Origin of the sequence: Saccharothrix lopnurensis (assembly GCF_042658445.1) — a bacterium.
GTDB lineage: Bacteria > Actinomycetota > Actinomycetes > Mycobacteriales > Pseudonocardiaceae > Actinosynnema > Actinosynnema lopnurensis.
The window spans coordinates 83222-99461 of record NZ_JBHSQO010000027.1; the positions used below are offsets into that span (position 1 = coordinate 83222).

Here is a 16240-nt window from a genome sequence, read left to right on the forward strand (position 1 = left end):
GGGCACGGGGACCTCGCGGTCCCCGTGCCCGGCACCCGGAACGGCGAAGGGTCCGGGCTCACCGCTCAGGGCTCCCCGCTCACCACGCCGGGCTCACCGCTCCAGGACCAGCGCCTCCCACGGCCCCAGCTCCGCCCGACCGGCCTTGACGCGCACCCGGTCGGTGTTGGCCAGCACGACGTGCTCGGCCGCCCACCCCGGTTCCAGCTCGACGCTCTCCTCACCCGGGCCGAGGTTGGCCAGCACGAGCAGGCGGGCGTCGTCCAGGGCGCGTTCGTAGCAGTACAGGTGGGGGTGGTCGGGCAGGAACATCCGGAAGCCGCCCAGGGCGACCACCGGCCGGGTGTGGCGCAGCTCGACCAGCCGCCGGTAGTGGTGGAACACCGAGTCCGGGTCGTCGTACTGGGCGGCGGCGTTGATCCGGGTGTGGTTGGGGTTGACCGCCAGCCACGGCGTGCCGGTGGTGAACCCGGCGTGGGGGCCGTCGTCCCACTGCACGGGGGTGCGGGCGTTGTCGCGGCCCATGGCGCGCAGCCCGACCATGACCACCTCGGGGTCCACCCCGCCGGCGACGGCCTCGCGGTAGTGGTTGAGCGACTCCACGTCGCGCAGGTCGTCGACCGAGGCGAACGGGGCGTTGGTCATGCCCAGCTCCTCGCCCTGGTAGATGTAGGGGGTGCCGCGGTGCAGGTGCAGCACGGTGGCGAGGGCGGTGGCCGACTCGCGCCACCAGCGGTCGTCGTCGCCGAAGCGGGAGACGACCCGGGGCTGGTCGTGGTTGTTCCAGTACAGGCTGTTCCAGCCGACCTCGGCCAGGGCGGTCTGCCAGCGGCCCAGCGAGCCCTTGAGCAGCCGCAGGTCCAGCGGGCGGGGGTCGAACTTGCCGCCGGGGCCGTGGTCGAGGGAGACGTGCTCGAACTGGAACACCATGTCCACCTCCCGACGGGCCGGGTCGGTGAACAGGCGGGCCTGCTCCCAGGTCACCCCGGGCATCTCGCCCACCGTCAACAGGCCCTCCCGGCCGGCGAACACCTCCCGGTGCATCTCCTGGAGGAGGTCGTGGACGCGGTCCCGGGTGCCGTAGTGGGGGTAGCCGTCCCCCAGCCCGGCGGTGCCGGTGAGCGCGCCGTCGGGCAGGGCGGGGTCCTTGGCGATCAGGTTGATCACGTCCATCCGGAAGCCGTCCACGCCCCGGTCCAGCCACCACCGCATCATCTCGTACACGGCCTGCCTGACCTGCGGGTTCTCCCAGTTCAGGTCCGGCTGGCGGCGGTCGAACAGGTGCAGGTAGTACTCGCCGGTCGCCTCGTCCGCCGTCCACGCGGGCCCGGAGAAGAACGACTCCCAGTTGGTCGGCTCGGCGCCGGCCCGACCGACCGCGAAGCCCTCGCGCGGCGGCCGCCACCAGTACCAGTCCCGCTTCGGGCTGTCCTTCGACGAGCGCGACTCGACGAACCAGGGGTGCTGGTCGGAGGTGTGGTTGACCACCAGGTCCATGACCAGTCTCATGCCCCGGGCGTGCACCTCGGCCAGCAGCCGGTCGAAGTCCTCCAGCGTGCCGAAGGCGGGGTCGATCGCCTGGTAGTCGGAGATGTCGTAGCCGTTGTCGGCCTGCGGCGAGGCGTAGACCGGCGACAGCCAGACCACGTCCACCCCGAGCCGCTCCAGGTGGGCCAACCGGGCGGTGATCCCGTTGAGGTCGCCGACCCCGTCACCGTTCGAGTCGGCGAAGCTGCGGGGGTAGACCTGGTAGACCACCGCCGAGCGCCACCACCCGGCCTCCTGAGCCATCGACACCCTCGCGCCTCCCAGTCCGATGTGGATGATCATCGCGGGCGCCGGCGGCGACCGCGTCGCCCAGGGTAGCCGGCGGGGGGCCGATCGGCAGGACCCGCCGGCACAGCGGTCCCGGGGCGGTGTTCCGCGCGGGCGGTCGCCCCCGGAGCGACTGACCACCCGGGCGGTCGGCCACCGGAACGACAGGTCACACGGGCGGGTGCATCCCGGGCCCGTGGTCGGGGGCGTCCACCGGGGCGATCGGCGTCGGGCTCAACGACGCCTCGTCCTCCCCCTCCTCCAGCAGCGTCGCCGCCGGACCCACCACCTTCGGGTCGGGCTCCCCCACCACCTCGGGGTCCTTGTCGGCGTAGTCCACCCGCGCCAGCACGCTGCGCATCGCCTCGATCCGCGCCCGCTTCTTGTCGTTGCTCTTGACCACCGTCCACGGAGCCGCCTCCGTGTCCGTGGCCCGGAACATCGCCACCTTCGCCTCGGTGTAGGCGTCCCACAGGTCCAGCGACCGCACGTCGTTCGGGCTGAGCTTCCACTGCCGCACCGGGTCCACCTGCCGGATCAGGAAACGCGTCCGCTGCTCCGCCCGCGACACCGAGAACCACAGCTTGACCAGCAGGATGCCGTCGTCGACCAGCATCCGCTCGAACGTCGGGGCCTGCCGCATGAACCGCTCGTACTGCTCGTCGGTGCAGTACCCCATCACCCGCTCGACCCCCGCCCGGTTGTACCAGGACCGGTCGAACAGCACGACCTCGCCCTCCGTGGGCAGGTGGTCGACGTACCGCTGGAAGTACCACTCGCCCTGCTCGCGGTCGGTCGGCTTGCCCAGCGCCACCACCCGCGCGCCCCGGGGGTTCAGGTGCTCGGTGAACCGCTTGATCGTGCCGCCCTTGCCCGCCGCGTCCCGGCCCTCGAACACGATGACCACCCGGCGGCCCGTGTCCTTGATCCAGTACTGGAGCTTGAGCAGCTCGATCTGCAACAACCGCTTCGCCAGGTCGTACTCCTCGCGCGACATCCGCTCGGGGTAGGGGTAGTTCTCCCGCCACGTGTCCACCAGCGACCCGTCGCGGCGGCGCAGCACCGGGTCGTCGCCGTCCTCGTAGTCCACCACGAAGCCGTCGACCGACAGCTCCGGGAACCGGTCCGAGATGTCGAGCGCGTTGTTCACACGGTCGACGTACCCCCGCCACCACCACCGCAAACAGCCGTCCGAAAGGCCCCTGCGGCCCGGACCGCGGCCACGACCGCTTTCCCCCGCACCACCGGGGAGATCGCGACTCACCGGAGCGGAAACCAGCGAGCCACCAGGGGCTTCGTCACTCACGCGAGTGGTTCGGCGAGTCGCCCACCCCTACCCCGGTGGCGGCCCCACCGCGCTGCACCCGTGGTCGCCGAGGTGCTCACCGCCTTCGACGACTGGGTGGAACCCCCCAACGCCCTGGAGCACTCGCTGGAACTGCCGGCCGGGGGCTTCACCGCCGAGGAGGGCACCCGCATGGGCGCCGACCAGGACCGGGTCGGCCGCGCGCCCTTCCTCGTGGTGCTCACCGCCGTCATCGACCGCATGTACAGCAAGTACCGCACACCCCGCTGCTACCGGGTGTCCCTGCTCAACGCCGGGCACCTCGGCCAGACCTTCGTGCTCACCGCCACCGCGCTCGGCCTCGGCCCGGCCCAGACGGGCGCGTTCCGCGACACGCTCGTCGCCGACCGCTTCGGCCTGGACAACGTCGGCCACACCCCGCTCTACCCGCTGGCCGCCGGGTGGCCGCACCCTGAGCCCCAGGGCGTTCCGCCCGTCGCCGGGCTGGAGACCTTCCGCCGGAACCGGCTCCCGGCCGAGCCGCCCCTCACGGGGCGGTGAGCTTCGCGAGGTCGGGTGCGTAGACGGTCATCCAGTGCGGGCGCAGCCGGTAGAAGACCACCTCCTCGTCCCAGTCGAAGGCGTCGTCGCCGTAGAACTCCTTGAAGTAGGCCAGCAGGTCCGGCCAGTCCGCGGCGGGCTCGCCGGCGCGGGGGTTGAGGTCCTCCACCTCACCGTGCGTGAACACGCCGAGGTCCTCGCCGCGCAGGTGCGCGGCGCTCGCGGACGGACGGGCGGCGAGGTGCCGGGCCTTGGCGGCGCCGCGCGCTGTGCCGAAGTGCCACCTGCCGTGCAGGAAGTGGCCGTCCACGCCGCTGACGCGCGGCTCGCCCTTGGCCGTCACGGTGGACAGGGCGAGCGTGCACATGCCGGTCAGGACCCCGGTGAGCTGCTCCGCGGTCGCGGTGTGCCCGCTGACGATCGAGCGGAGGTGGGAGGTGGAGCGGGACAGGGAGGCGTCCAGCAGGGCCTGGAGCTCTGCGAGTTCTTCGCCGGTTTCGCGCACCACGCCACCGTAACGATCTCCCGGGCCGCGTTTTCGCCGGGAGCGGAACCCCTCCCCCGGGCGCCGGGCGGGGGTCAGGATGGCGGTATGGCGGACATCCTCCCCTTCCACCAGAAGCGCGCCCGCACTCCGGAACGGGTCCCGGACCCGCTGTGGCGCGTGGTGCTGGGCCGGAGCCTGCGGGCGGCCAGGGAGGAGCGGGGCAGCCGCCTCGTCGACGTCGCCGAGCGGGCCGGCATCTCGCCGCAGTACCTGTCGGAGATCGAGCGCGGCCGCAAGGAGCCCTCCAGCGAGATGATCGCCGCGGTCACCGGCGCGCTCGGCGTCGACCTGGCCGACCTGCTCACCGGTCTCGCGAGCGACGTCCGACGGGACCGCGGCGCGGGCCCCGCGGTGGGGCGCCGCCCTTCGGGACCCGTGGTCCTGGCCGCCTGAGACCACGTCCCCGACCACGTACCCGGCCGCCGACCGCGTCCCCGACCGCCGGGCCCGGGGCGACGTCCTCAGACCCGGCGGTCGAGGACGTGGTCCGCGAGCCCGTAGGCGACGGCGCCCCGCGCGTCGAACACGCGGTCGCGGTCGGTGTCGTGCCGCAGCTGCGGCACACCGCGACCGGTGTGGGCCGAGAGGATCTCCTCCAGCTGGGTGCGCACCCGCACGACCTCGTCGGCCTGGAGGATGAGGTCCGGGATGGTGCCCCGGCCCTGCGCCGCGGGCTGGTGCAGCACCACCCTGGTGTGGGGCAGCACGAAGCGGCGCCCGGCCTCGCCCGCCGCGAGCAGCACCGCGCCGGCTGCGACCGCCTGGCCGACGCACGTCGTGGTCACCGGCGCCTTGACGTAGCGCATGGTGTCGTAGAGGGCGAGCATCGCGGACGGGTCGCCGCCCTCGCTGTTGATGTAGAGGTTGATCTCCCGCTCCGGGCTGTCCGCCTCCAGGTGCAGCAGCTGGGCGATCAGCGCGTTGGCCACGCCGGAGTCGATCGCGGTGCCGAGGTAGACGATCCGCTCCGACAGCAGGTGCGAGTAGACGTCCATGACCCGCTCGCCGCCCACGCCGCGGGTGATGACGCTGGGGATGGTGTAGGTGCTCATGCGCGGGTCCCCGCCTTCTGGCCGAGGCCGAGGCCCAGCTCGTGTGTGCGCACGGGCACGACCTGGCCGAGGTCGCTCACGACGTGGTCGATGAAGCCGTAGTCCAGCGCCTGCCCGGCGGTGAACCAGCGGTCGTGCAGGGAGTCGGCGAAGACCTCGTCCACCGGCCTGCCGGTGTCCGCCGCGGTGAGCCTCAGCACGGTGTCCCGGGTGTGGCGCAGGTCGTCCGCCTGCACCTGCACCTCGACCGCGGATCCGCCGATGCCCGCCGAGCCCTGGTGCATCATGATCCTGGCGTGGGGAAGAGCGAAGCGCTTGCCCGGCGTGCCCGCGGACAGCAGGAACTGCCCGGCGCTGCACGCCAGCCCCAGGGCGAACGTGGCCACGTCGCACGGCACGAGCCGCATCACGTCGCGGATGGCCAGCATCGCGGCGACCGAGCCGCCCGGCGAGTGGATCCACAGCGCGATGTCCCGGCCCGGGTCCTCACCGGCCAGGGAGAGCAGTTGGGTGGCGAGCACCGTCCCGTTGTCGTCGTCGAGGGGCCCGTCGAGGACGAGCACCCGCTGGGCGAGGAAGCGCTCGCGGAGCCGGTGGTCGAACATCGGCTGCTTCTGGTTGTCGGTCATGCCCCGACGATGCCGCCACCCCGGCTCCGGGCGCCGCTTTCTCCGCCGTGAGCGGATCAGCTCACGGCGGACCGGCCGAGCTACGGGCGCCCTCCGCCGCCACCTCGCCCAGCCGCCACCTCGCTCAGGCGCGGTACCTCTCCACCCGGTCGTACAGCAGGATCGAGCCCTGGCCGCTGTGCTGGGAGAGCCGGCTGTAGGCGTGCTCGACCCGGCCGCGCAGGGTGTCCTCGGGGTCGCCGAGCGGGTCGCCCGCGATCCACAGCGCGGCGACGAGCCTGGCCAGGGCCGCGCCGTGCGGACCGGTCGGCGGGACCCCCTCGGCGAGGAGTTCGACCTGGGTGAGCGGGTCGTGGTCGCGCGGCAGCCGGTTGGGCGCGCCGGTGATGAGGTCCAGCTCCCGCAACCACCCCCGGGCGGTCGGCTGGTCCAGCGGCCCGTCGGAGGTGAACGGGCCGGCCAGGTGCGCCACGACCGAGCGCACGTCGCCCAGGGCGAGGTCGTGGTAGCGGGCCTCGGTCGTCCGGCCCCGGGCCTCGTGGTGGTCGCGGTACCGCCGGTGCACCGCGTCCCAGCCGCGCGCGGGGTCCTCGCGGTGCGCGAGCCGGTGCAGCAGCAGGGTGCGCAGCCACGGGTCGAGCACGACGCGGGGGCCGTTCTCGTCGGGTTCCAGGGTGAGCAGGAAGTGGTCGAGCAGGAACGCGTGGAGCTCGTCGCCGCCGTCCGGCGGGCCGGTGCCGGGCGCGGTCTGATCCGGCGCGGTCGGGTCGGGCAGGAACTCCACCCCGCGTCCCGCGCTCGCCGTGACCAGGTCGTCCACCCGCTCGGCCGGCAGGTCGCGCAGGAGCTGCGCCAAGGCCTCGTCGGCGAGGGAGGCGTTGCCCGTCGGGGAGGCGCGCGCGGACAGCAGCCGGCGCGGCACGACGGGGCCCGCCTGCCTGGCCGGCACGTCGAGCACGATCCGCAGGCCGCCGGGGTGGCCGCGGGTGAGGCGGTGGGGCAGGGACCGGGGCAGGCCGGGCACGGCGGCGCGGACCACCACGTCCTCGGTGTCCGCGGCGTTCAGGTGACCGGGGTGCACCAGGTACCAGGGCCGCCACCCGGTGGCCGAGCGCGCGTCCCGCTCGGCGTCCTCGGGGGTGCGCGGCAGGGGCAGCGGGGCGGTGCCGCCCGCGGGGGTGCCGGGCCGCCGCCAGGTGTCGTCCCAGTCGGTGTTCCAGGTCCGGCTGGTGGCGATCACGGCGACGTGGTCGCCGACCGCCGCGGACCGCTCGCGCGCGGCCAGGTAGGAGGTCAGGAACGCCTTGCCCTCCCCGGTGTGGACGTTGTCCAGCAGCACCGCGCAGCGGGCGCTCCGCCGGGGGTGGTCGGCCCGGCCGGTGAAGTGCCGGTGCAGGTCGGCCAGGAAGGCGTCGAAGAGGGTGTCGTCGACCGCGCGGCGGTCGGCGGGCGACCCCCGGCCCGCCCGGTCGAGGGCCGCCGGCAGGTCGCGGGGGTCGCGGGGCGCGCCGGGCGTCACCTGGCGGACGGCGCGCAGCAGCCGCCGGCGGGAGAACCAGTCGAGGCCGTGGAGCAGCACCCCGGTGGCGGAGGGGGCCCAGCCGGGCAGCCCGTCCGGTTCGCCGACGAGCCGGACCAGCTCCAGCACCCGCGGCCGGTGCCGCTCCAGCGGGTGGTCCTCGCTCATCAGGTCGCGGAGTTCGGCTAGCGCGCCGTCGCGGTCGCCCGGGTCGCCGGCCAGCACCAGCGCGCACAGCCACAGCCGGGGGAAGGCGATCCGGTCGGCCCCCGGCACGTCCCGGCCCAGGTCGAGGGCGATCCCGGCGAGGGCGGCGGCGGGCCGGACCCCGGCCGGGTCCTCGAAGTCCAGCAGCGCCAGGGGCACCCCGTCGGCGCACCGGTCGCGGACGCTCCGCAGCAGGGCGGTCTTGCCGGTGCCGCGCGACCCGAGCGCGACGACCAGCGGCAGCGTCCGGGCGCGGCCACCCGGCCGCTTCACCAGTTCGTCGACCAGGCCGGTCGTCACCCCGCGGAACCCCGCTAACGCGCTGTCGTCACCGGACATGGATCTCCTGGTCTCGTGGTGGGGCCGTGGTCGGCCAGTATGGGAGCGGCGCTGCGGCCGGATGGCGGAATCGGGCCCGGTTCAGCCTGTTGGCTCAGAGATCACCGCGATGGAGCACCGGGGGTGGTCCGGCAGTAGTCACGTTCGCGGGCACCCCCCACCCCGGCACGGGCACGTGACCCAGGACACACCGGTATTCCACCCCGAACACTGGTTTGAGTCGTATAGACTCAAACCATGTTCACCAGGCAGGAAGCACTCGACCGGGTCGAGCGGGCGACCTCGGCGGCCGACCTGTTCGGTCCCCTCGACCCCGCCCGGCACCGGGAGGCGCAGCGGCTGTACCGGGCGCTGGCCGCCGTGCTGCACCCCGACCGGGTGGGGCCCGCCGACACCAGGGCCCACGCCGCGTCCGCGGAGCTGACCAGGCTCCACGACGAGTGGCGGCGCGGCACGTCCGTCGAGCTGCGCACCGACCGCGGCGCCTACCGGATCACCGCCCTGCACGCGGTGGGCAGCGTCGCGAACACCTACCTCACCGACGGCCCGCACGTGGTCAAGGTGGTGCGCAACCCGGCGCTCAACCCGCTGGCCCACGCCGAGTGGGACGCGCTGGACGCGCTCGCCCGGTTCACCGACGAGCACCGGTGGCTGCGGCCCTACTACCCGCGCCTGGTCGACCGCTCCGGCCCGGTGGCACGCGGCGAGCGCGCGTTCACCGTGCTCGAACCCCTGGTGGACGGGTTCGTGACGCTCGCGGACGTGCGGCGGGCGTTCCCGGGCGGCCTGGACGGGCGCGACTGGGCGTGGATGCACCGCAGGCTGCTGCGGGCGCTCGCCGGCGCGCACCGGATCGGCCTGGTGCACGGCGCGGTCGTCGCCGAGAACGTCCTGGTCCACCCCGAGCAGCACGGCGTCGTGCTGGTCGGCTGGTCCTTCGCGGTCGAGAGCGGGCAGCGGCCGCTGGCCACCGGCAAGACCGTCGACTACCCGCCTGAGGTCCACCTGGGACAGCCGGTCACCGCCGCCACCGACGTCCACATGGCACACGCGCTGATGCTGGGGGTGCTGGCGGGGCACGAGACCCGGCAGCGCGCCTTCGCCCGCGGGTGCGCGCAGGACGACCCGGCCCGGCGGCCCGACGCCGCCGACCTGCTCACCGAGTACGACGACCTGCTCGAAGACCTCTACGGCGAGCGGACCTTCCGCCCGTTCGCCCTCCCCCCTACCCCGACAGGAGCCTGACCGTGGGACACGGCAAGTGGGACGACAACGCCTACGCGGCGGCCAAGACCTTCCGCGCCGCCAAGGGCATCGACGACTTCGGCTACACCGCCGCGATGCGCGGCAAGCCCAGGAGCGAGTGGCGGGCCGACCCGTCGCTGGACCCGAGGGACGCGGTGCGCGAGTGCCGCGACTCGGCCGACCACGCCGACTCGACGCCCATCGCGGTGCTGTTCGACGTCACCGGCTCGATGGGCCGGGTGCCCAAGGTGATGCAGACCAAGCTCGGCAAGCTGCACGGCCTCATCCAGCGCAAGGGCTACCTCACCGACCCGCAGCTGATGTTCGGCGGCATCGGTGACGCCGACAGCGACCGGGTGCCGCTCCAGGTCGGGCAGTTCGAGTCGGACAACCGGATGGACGAGCAGCTGCGCACCATCCTGCTGGAGGGCGGTGGCGGCGGGCAGAAGAGCGAGTCGTACGAGCTGGCCGCCTACTTCATGGCCCGGCACGTGGTCACCGACGCCTGGCAGAAGCGCGGCCGCAAGGGCTACCTGTTCCTCATCGGCGACGAGCTGAACAAGCCCCGGCTGGAGGCCCGGCACATCCGCAGGGTCATCGGCGACGACGTGCACCAGGACATCGACCCGGTCTCGGTCTACCGGGAGCTGGAGCGCCGCTGGCACGTCTACTACGTGCTGCCGGACCAGTCGGCCTACTACAACGACCCGGAGATCGCGGAGCACTGGCGCGGCGTCCTCGGGCAGCGCTTCCTCAAGCTCGACGACCCCGGCGCGGTGTGCGAGCTGATCGCCGCCACGATCGGGCTGGAGGAGCGCGTGGTCGACCTGGACCAGGCGATGGTGGACCTGGCCGAGATCGGGTCGGCGGCGGAGAGCGCGGCGGTCGGCAAGGCGCTGGTCGGCGTCGGCGGCAAGACCCTGACCAGGTCGGCCACGCCCCCGGCGCTCGACGGTCCCGACGACGTGACCCTGACGTGAGCGGAGCGGGTGTGAACGGCGTGGACGGGCACGTGGTGGTCGTCGGCCTCGGGTTCGGCGATGAGGGCAAGGGCGCGGTGGTCGACGCCCTGTGCCACGACCGCGAGACGGTGTCGGTGGTCCGCTTCAACGGTGGCGCGCAGGCCGCGCACAACGTGGTCGCGGACGGCAGGCACCACACGTTCAGCCAGTTCGGGTCCGGCACGCTCGCCGGCGTGCCGACCCACCTGTCCCGGCACGTGCTGGTCGAGCCGATGGCCCTGGCGGGCGAGTCGCGGGAACTGGCCGGGCTGGGGGTGCCCGACCCGCTGGGGCTGCTGTCGGTCGACGCCGGCGCGCTGCTCACCACGCCGTTCCACATCCGCGCCAACCGCGCCCGCGAGGACGCCCGGGGGCGCTCGCGGCACGGTTCGTGCGGCAAGGGCATCGGGGAGACGGTCTGGTACTCGCTGCTGGCGGGCGCCCGCCCCGGCGACGTCGTGGAGCACCAGGAGGTCTTGGGCGCGCCGGGCGCGGCGCCGCGGGTCGGCGACTGCGCCGACCCCGCGGCGCTGCGGCGCAAGCTCGACGCGCTGGCCCGGTTCTACGAGCCGCTGATCGGGTCGGGCACGTCGGTGGCCGAGCTGGTGTCGCTCTACCGCGACTTCGCCGACGCGGTCCGGATCACCCGCGGCGACGAGGTGGGCCGGCTGGCCGGGCGGGGCCGGCTGGTGTTCGAGGGCGCGCAGGGCGTGCTGCTCGACCAGCACCACGGCTTCCACCCGCACACCACCTGGTCCACCACCACCCCGGACAACGCCCGCGAGCTGCTGGGCGGCCGCCCGGCCGCGGTCGTCGGGGTGACCCGGACCTACCAGACCCGGCACGGCGCCGGGCCGCTGCCGACCGAGGACCCGGCGGTGGCGGCCCGGTTCCCCGAGCGCCACAACGCCACCGGCCACTACCAGGGCGCGTGGCGGGCCGGCCACCTGGACGCGGAGCTGCTGGAGTACGCCGTGGCCGCGTGCGGCGGGGTGGACGGGCTGGCCGTGACGCACCTGGACGCGACCGGGCTGGGGGTCGTGCCCCGCCGCGGCGCGGCACCCGAGGACCTGCCGGACCCGCTGGCCTGGTTCGAGGCCCGCCGGCCCGTGCTGGTCACCGGCAGCGGCCCGGACCGGGACCGCTACGCGGTGCGGGCGTGCGCGACAATCGGTCCATGATCGAGTCGACCCCGGTGTCGGTGGACGTGCTGGCCCTGCGCTTCGACCCGACCGCGCGCACCGTGCTCCTGGGCGTCGCCCACCGCGCCCAGGAGCCGTTCGCGGGCGAGTTGGCCCTGCCCGGTGTCCTGCTGGGCCGGGGCGAGCGCCTGCGCGACGCCGCCCGGCGCGCGGTGCGCGACAAGCTCGGCGTGCCAGGGGACGCGGTCACCGCCTCCGGCCAGCTGACCACGTTCGACGAGCCCTCCCGCGACCCGCGCGGGCCCACGCTGTCGATCGCCCTGTGGGCCGCGGTCGACCCGGGCCGGCTCACCGGCGGCCCCACCACGTGGACGCCGCTGGCCGACGTGCCGCCGCTGGCCTTCGACCACGACCGGATCGTGGCCGACTGCCGCCCGATCCTGGCCGACCGCCTCTGGCGCGACGTCGGGTTCACCGCCGGCCTGCTCGGGCCCGAGTTCACCACCGCGCAGGCCCTGGACGTCACCGAGTCCCTGACCGGCGACCGCCCCTACCCCGCCAACCTGGGCCGGACCATGGAGCGCGTGCCCGGCCTGGAGCGCACCGCCCAGCACGCCGCCGCCCTGCCCAGGGGCGGCCGCCCGCCCTCGGTGTGGCGGTGGGTCCGGCCGGACCCCGGACGAGCCGAGCCGACCACCCGCTGAGCGCGACCCGGCGGTGGTGTGGAATCCCGGGTATGGCGATCACCTTGGACGAGCCGGGGGCCGACGGGCCGAGCGGCGCCCTGGCCGCGCTGCGCGAGTGGCAGCACGACGGGGCTCCGGCGCAGCTGCACCCCGGCGACCTGGGCTGGTTCCGGCGGTTCGGCGCGGAGGCGACGGCCGCGGCGGTCCGGACCTGGAGCCGGGACGGGCGAATCCTCGCCGTCGGGCTGCTCGACGACCCCGAGCTGCTGCGGCTGACCACCGCGCCGGGCGCCCGGCGGGACGAGGAGCTGGCGCGGCGGGTGGTCGAGGACGTGGTCGACCCGGCGCGCGGCGTGCTGGTGCCGGGCCGGGTCTACGTCGACGCGCCGGCCGATGCCCTGGTCCGGGACCTGCTGGTCGAGGAGGGCTGGCGGACCGACGAGCCGTGGACGCCGCTGCGCCGCGACCTCGCGGAGCCGGTCGAGGACCCGGGCCTGCGGATCGAGGTGGTCGGGCCGGAGCAGGCGCCCGTGCGGACCGCCGTGCAGCGGGCGTCGTTCGACAGGTCGACGTTCACCGACGAGCGCTGGCGCGCGATGGCGGCCGGACCGGCGTACGCGGCGGCCCGGTGCCTGGTCGCCCGCGACGACCGGGGTGAGGCGGTGGCGGCGGTGACGGTGTGGTCGGCCGGTCCGGGCAGGCCCGGGTTGCTCGAACCGATGGGCGTGCACCGGGACCACCGCGGTCACGGCCACGGCCACGCGATCGCCGTCGCCGCGGCGGCCGCGCTCCGGGAGCTCGGCTCGTCCAGCGCCCTGGTCTGCACACCGAGCTCCAACGTCGGCGCCGTCGCCACCTACGCGTCGGCCGGCTTCCGGCCCCTGCCCGAGGTCCACGACCTGTGCCGGGGCGCCTGAGCAGGCGCCCCGGTACCGGGTCGCGCCCGCCGATCCCCCGGAGCGGGTTCCCATGATCGCCGGAACGGGTACCACCTCCCGGTGACCGGCGTCCGGTCACCGCACGAAGGAGAGACGACCATGACTGCGATGGAGCCGCACCCGTTCCCGTTCGCCCCGTGGATCTGGCGCGACGCGGTGGCGATCCTCGACACCCGCAACGAGGCCGTCGGCGACCGCGACCGCCCCGACGTGGGCCTGCTCGGGTACGAGGTCGAGGCGGTCGACGGCCGGATCGGCAAGGTCGACGAGGCCAACGCCCGGGTGCCCGCCGACTGCCTGCTGGTCGACACCGGCACCTGGCTGACCAGCCACCAGGTGGTGCTGCCGGTCGGCGCGGTCGCCCGCATCGACCACGACGGCCGGGTGATCCACGTCGACCGGACCAAGGAGCAGGTGACCAGCGGGCCCGAGTACGACCCGGACACCTTCGACGCCGACGCGTTCCGCGCCCGCCTCGGCGACTACTACACCGAGAGCTACCGCACGGCGCCCTGACGGTGCCGCGGACGACCGGACCTGCCGCGGGGGCTCGGGGGTGGCGCCGGAGCGCCGTCCCCGAGCCCCCGCCGTCTTCACCCCGAACGGCCCCGGCACCCTGGTCCGGACGTCCCGCCCGGGTGGCGGGGCACCCGCGAACCGGTGTTCCGGGGCCATTCCGGCAATCTCCCACAGGTGCCCGGTCAAACGGTCATCCTACCGATTCCAAGCCCGGGGGAATCGGATGAGTTTTCTGTAAAACTATCGCCGAGAGTATCGCCGCGACCGGGCCGGACTTCCGACCACACGGATTTGATCTGCGAAAACCCTCTTTTGAGACGCGGGTTGTGAGCATTCTTCCCGATCCGTTCCCGTGATAACGTGGTCGAACGGGCACATCTTCGATAGCAACCGGCGCACAGCGGAGCAGGTACGCCATCAGCAAGAGCACGCCACCCGGCCCCTATTTCCACGAAAGGGGTGATCCGATGTCGATGAGCACGACCGCGTCGCTGGTGGTCAGGTTGCTGGGCCCGGTGCGCGCCTGGCGCCGCGGCGCGGAGGTCGACCTCGGCACCGCGCGCAGGCGGGCGGTGTTCACCCTGCTCGCGCTCCGCGCGAACGAGGCGGTCTCCAGGGACGAACTGATCGACGGCGTGTGGGGCGACGCGGCTCCCGCGAGCGCCGGGGCGAGCCTCTACACCTACGTCTCGGGCCTGCGCCGGGAGCTGGAGCCCGAGCGGTCCAAGCGGTCGGCCGGGGTGGTGCTCACCTCGACCGGGGCGGGTTACGCGCTGCGGCTGGACCGGGACGGGTTGGACGTCCACCGCTTCGACCGGCACCGCGAGCGGGCGGAGGCGCTGGCGCGGCACGACCCGGAGCGGGCCGCGGCGGAGCTGGGCGCGGCGCTGGCGCTGTGGGAGGGCGAGGCGCTGTTCGCCGTGCCCGGCCGGTTCGCCGAGGCGCAGCGGTCGCGGCTGCACGAGCTGCGGCTGGCCGCCGTGGAGCGGCACGCCGAGCTGGCGCTGCGGCTGGGCCGGCACGCCGACGTGGTGGCCGAGCTGTTCGGGCTGGTGGTGGAGCACCCGCTGCGGGAGGGCCTGCACGCGCTGCTGATGACCGCGCTGCACCAGGGCGGCAGGCAGGCCGAGGCGCTGGAGGTGTTCCGCGGGGCCCGGCGCGTGCTGGCGACCGAACTGGGCATCGAGCCCGGCCACGCCCTGCGCGAGGTCCAGCGCCGGGTGCTCGACGGCGACGTGGCCGCGCACCGGGCGCCCCGGCCCCGGGCGCACCCGACCCCACCGCCGCGGCCGGCGCTGTCCCCCTTCGTCGGCCGGCGCCGGGAGCTGGACCTGCTGCGGCGCGCGGTGTCCGAGGTGGCCCGGGGGCGCGGCGGCGCCGCGTGGCTGGAGGGCGAACCGGGCATCGGCAAGTCGTCGCTGCTGACCACCGCCCTGGCCGGCGCGCCGGACGCGGGCGTCCGCGTGGCCCGCGCCGCGGCCGACGAGCTGGGCGGGCGCTTCCCCCTCCGGGTGGTCCTCGACGCCCTCGACGTGTCGGTCACCTCGGCCGACCCGCGCCGGGTCGGGCTGGCCCGGGACCTGCTCGACCCGGCCGGCGACTCCCCCGCGCCGGACGACCCCGTGCTGACCGCGATCGACCGCTTGGTGGAGCTGGTCGGCGAGCTGTGCGCGGACACCCCGCTGGTGCTGGCGCTCGACGACCTCCAGTGGGCCGACGAGGCCAGCGTGCTGCTGTGGCACCGGCTGCTGCGCCTGGCGCACCGGCTGCCCCTGCTGCTGGTCGCGGTGGCGCGGCCGGTGCCGCACCGCGACGACGTGGCGCGGGTGCGGCGCGCGGTCGTGCGGACCGGCGTCCTGGTCGACCTGGGGCCGCTGGCCGAGGACGAGGTGACCGCGCTGCTGACCGGGCTGGTGGGCGCCGCGCCGGGCGAGGGGCTGGACCGCGTGGCCGGGTGCGCGGGCGGCAACCCCCTCTACCTCAGGGAGGTCGTCGACGCCCTGCTGCGGGAGAACTCGGTCGAGTTCCGCGACGGCGTGGCCGAGGCGGACCTGGTGGGCGAGGACATGCCGACGTCGCTGGTGGGCGCGCTGACCAGGCGGCTGGCGTTCCTGTCCGCGGACGCCCTGGACCTGCTGCGCCGGGCCGCGCTGCTGGGCACCCGGTTCGCGCCCGGGAACGCGGCGGTCGTGGCGGGCCGGCCGGTCTCCGAGCTGGTCGCCGCAGTCGAGGAGGCCACGGCGGCGGGCGTGCTGGTCGAGGCGGGCGCCGAGTTCGCCTTCCGGCACCACCTGGTCCACCACGCCCTCTACCGCGGCACCCCGGCCGCGGTCCGGGCCGCGCTGCACCGCCGGGCCGCCGAGGCGCTGGCCGCGGCCGGCTCACCGGTCGAGCTGGTCGCGCGGCAGCTGGCGACCGCGCCGACCGCCGTGGACCCGTGGGTGGTGGACTGGCTGACCGCCAACGCCGAGGCGGTCGCGGCGCGCGACCCGGACCTGGCGGTCGCGGTGCTGCGCTCGGTCCTCGGGCGGTCGGACGTGCCCGCCGGGGCGCGGGAACGGCTCGCCGCCCGGCTGGCGCGCCTGGTGTTCCGGCTCGGCGGCCGGGCCGAGGCCGACGCCCGCTACGCGCTGGCCCGCGCCCGGGACCGCGAGCTGGTCGCCGAGACGCGCTGGGTGCTGGCCGCCTCGCACCACCGCGAGGGCCGTGCCGCCGAGGCCGCGCCGGTGCTGCGGGCCGCCCTCGCCGACGCCGG

The 16240-nt window shown here is 75.0% G+C and carries 15 protein-coding genes; 9 read left to right on the forward strand and 6 right to left on the reverse strand.

The annotated features are described in order from the left end of the window. Positions 1–93: 93 nt before the first annotated feature. Together ACFP3R_RS24005 and ppk2 are read right to left on the reverse strand one after the other, a co-directional pair. Entirely contained in the window at positions 94–1791 is a 1698-nt protein-coding gene (locus ACFP3R_RS24005) for an alpha-glucosidase (RefSeq protein ID WP_380638654.1), read from the reverse strand. A gap of 193 nt (positions 1792–1984) precedes the next feature. Continuing rightward, positions 1985–2965, reverse strand: a complete 981-nt coding sequence (gene ppk2 / locus ACFP3R_RS24010) for a polyphosphate kinase 2 (RefSeq protein ID WP_380638638.1) — start codon at positions 2963–2965, stop codon at positions 1985–1987. A 216-nt stretch (positions 2966–3181) separates the two neighbouring features. On the opposite strand from ppk2, the gene ACFP3R_RS24015 reads away from it, so the two are divergent. After that, the gene (locus ACFP3R_RS24015) at positions 3182–3661 is read left to right on the forward strand and encodes a SagB/ThcOx family dehydrogenase (protein ID WP_380638639.1); all 480 of its coding nucleotides are present in this window, start codon (positions 3182–3184) and stop codon (positions 3659–3661) included. On the opposite strand, the gene ACFP3R_RS24020 is transcribed toward ACFP3R_RS24015, so the two are convergent. Beyond that, positions 3648–4166 (reverse strand): pyridoxamine 5'-phosphate oxidase family protein, encoded by a 519-nt coding sequence (locus ACFP3R_RS24020; RefSeq protein ID WP_380638640.1) that lies wholly within the window; start codon positions 4164–4166, stop codon positions 3648–3650. The genes ACFP3R_RS24015 and ACFP3R_RS24020 overlap by 14 nt on opposite strands. A gap of 87 nt (positions 4167–4253) precedes the next feature. Here ACFP3R_RS24020 and ACFP3R_RS24025 point away from each other — a divergent pair, with 87 nt between their 5' ends. Beyond that, complete coding sequence (locus ACFP3R_RS24025; protein WP_380638641.1) at positions 4254–4601, forward strand: helix-turn-helix domain-containing protein; 348 nt, start codon at positions 4254–4256, stop codon at positions 4599–4601. 68 nt (positions 4602–4669) lie between these two features. Here ACFP3R_RS24025 and ACFP3R_RS24030 read toward each other — a convergent pair whose 3' ends face one another. The 3 genes from ACFP3R_RS24030 to ACFP3R_RS24040 all read right to left on the reverse strand — a co-directional run bounded on the left by ACFP3R_RS24030 (position 4670) and on the right by ACFP3R_RS24040 (position 7954). Then, on the reverse strand, positions 4670–5260 hold the full coding sequence (locus ACFP3R_RS24030) for a ClpP family protease (RefSeq protein ID WP_380638642.1): 591 nt from the start codon (positions 5258–5260) through the stop codon (positions 4670–4672). Then, positions 5257–5889, reverse strand: coding sequence for a ClpP family protease (locus tag ACFP3R_RS24035; protein WP_380638643.1), 633 nt, complete (start codon positions 5887–5889; stop codon positions 5257–5259). The genes ACFP3R_RS24030 and ACFP3R_RS24035 overlap by 4 nt, the downstream gene beginning before the upstream one ends. 124 nt (positions 5890–6013) lie before the next feature. Then, a complete protein-coding gene (locus ACFP3R_RS24040) occupies positions 6014–7954 on the reverse strand; it encodes a serine/threonine-protein kinase (protein WP_380638644.1) in 1941 nt (646 codons plus the stop codon). Between the two features lie 237 nt (positions 7955–8191). Between ACFP3R_RS24040 and ACFP3R_RS24045 the strand changes: the two genes are divergently transcribed. The 7 genes from ACFP3R_RS24045 to ACFP3R_RS24075 all read left to right on the forward strand — a co-directional run. Then, positions 8192–9199: a protein kinase family protein gene (locus ACFP3R_RS24045; protein ID WP_380638645.1), complete on the forward strand. Its 1008-nt coding sequence runs from the start codon at positions 8192–8194 to the stop codon at positions 9197–9199. A 2-nt stretch (positions 9200–9201) separates the two neighbouring features. After that, positions 9202–10179, forward strand: coding sequence for a hypothetical protein (locus ACFP3R_RS24050; protein ID WP_380638646.1), 978 nt, complete (start codon positions 9202–9204; stop codon positions 10177–10179). Beyond that, the gene (locus tag ACFP3R_RS24055; protein WP_380638647.1) at positions 10176–11381 is read left to right on the forward strand and encodes an adenylosuccinate synthetase; all 1206 of its coding nucleotides are present in this window, start codon (positions 10176–10178) and stop codon (positions 11379–11381) included. Before ACFP3R_RS24050 ends, ACFP3R_RS24055 begins: the two co-directional genes overlap by 4 nt. Next, a complete protein-coding gene (locus ACFP3R_RS24060) occupies positions 11378–12046 on the forward strand; it encodes an NUDIX domain-containing protein (RefSeq protein ID WP_380638648.1) in 669 nt (222 codons plus the stop codon). The genes ACFP3R_RS24055 and ACFP3R_RS24060 overlap by 4 nt, the downstream gene beginning before the upstream one ends. Before the next feature lie 32 nt (positions 12047–12078). Then, positions 12079–12945 (forward strand): GNAT family N-acetyltransferase, encoded by an 867-nt coding sequence (locus ACFP3R_RS24065; protein WP_380638649.1) that lies wholly within the window; start codon positions 12079–12081, stop codon positions 12943–12945. Positions 12946–13065: 120 nt separating this feature from the next. Continuing rightward, entirely contained in the window at positions 13066–13482 is a 417-nt protein-coding gene (locus ACFP3R_RS24070; protein ID WP_380638650.1) for a PRC-barrel domain containing protein, read from the forward strand. A 476-nt stretch (positions 13483–13958) separates the two neighbouring features. Beyond that, positions 13959–16240, forward strand: a 2282-nt coding sequence (locus ACFP3R_RS24075; RefSeq protein WP_380638651.1) for a BTAD domain-containing putative transcriptional regulator, incomplete at its 3' end; no start/stop codon positions are given.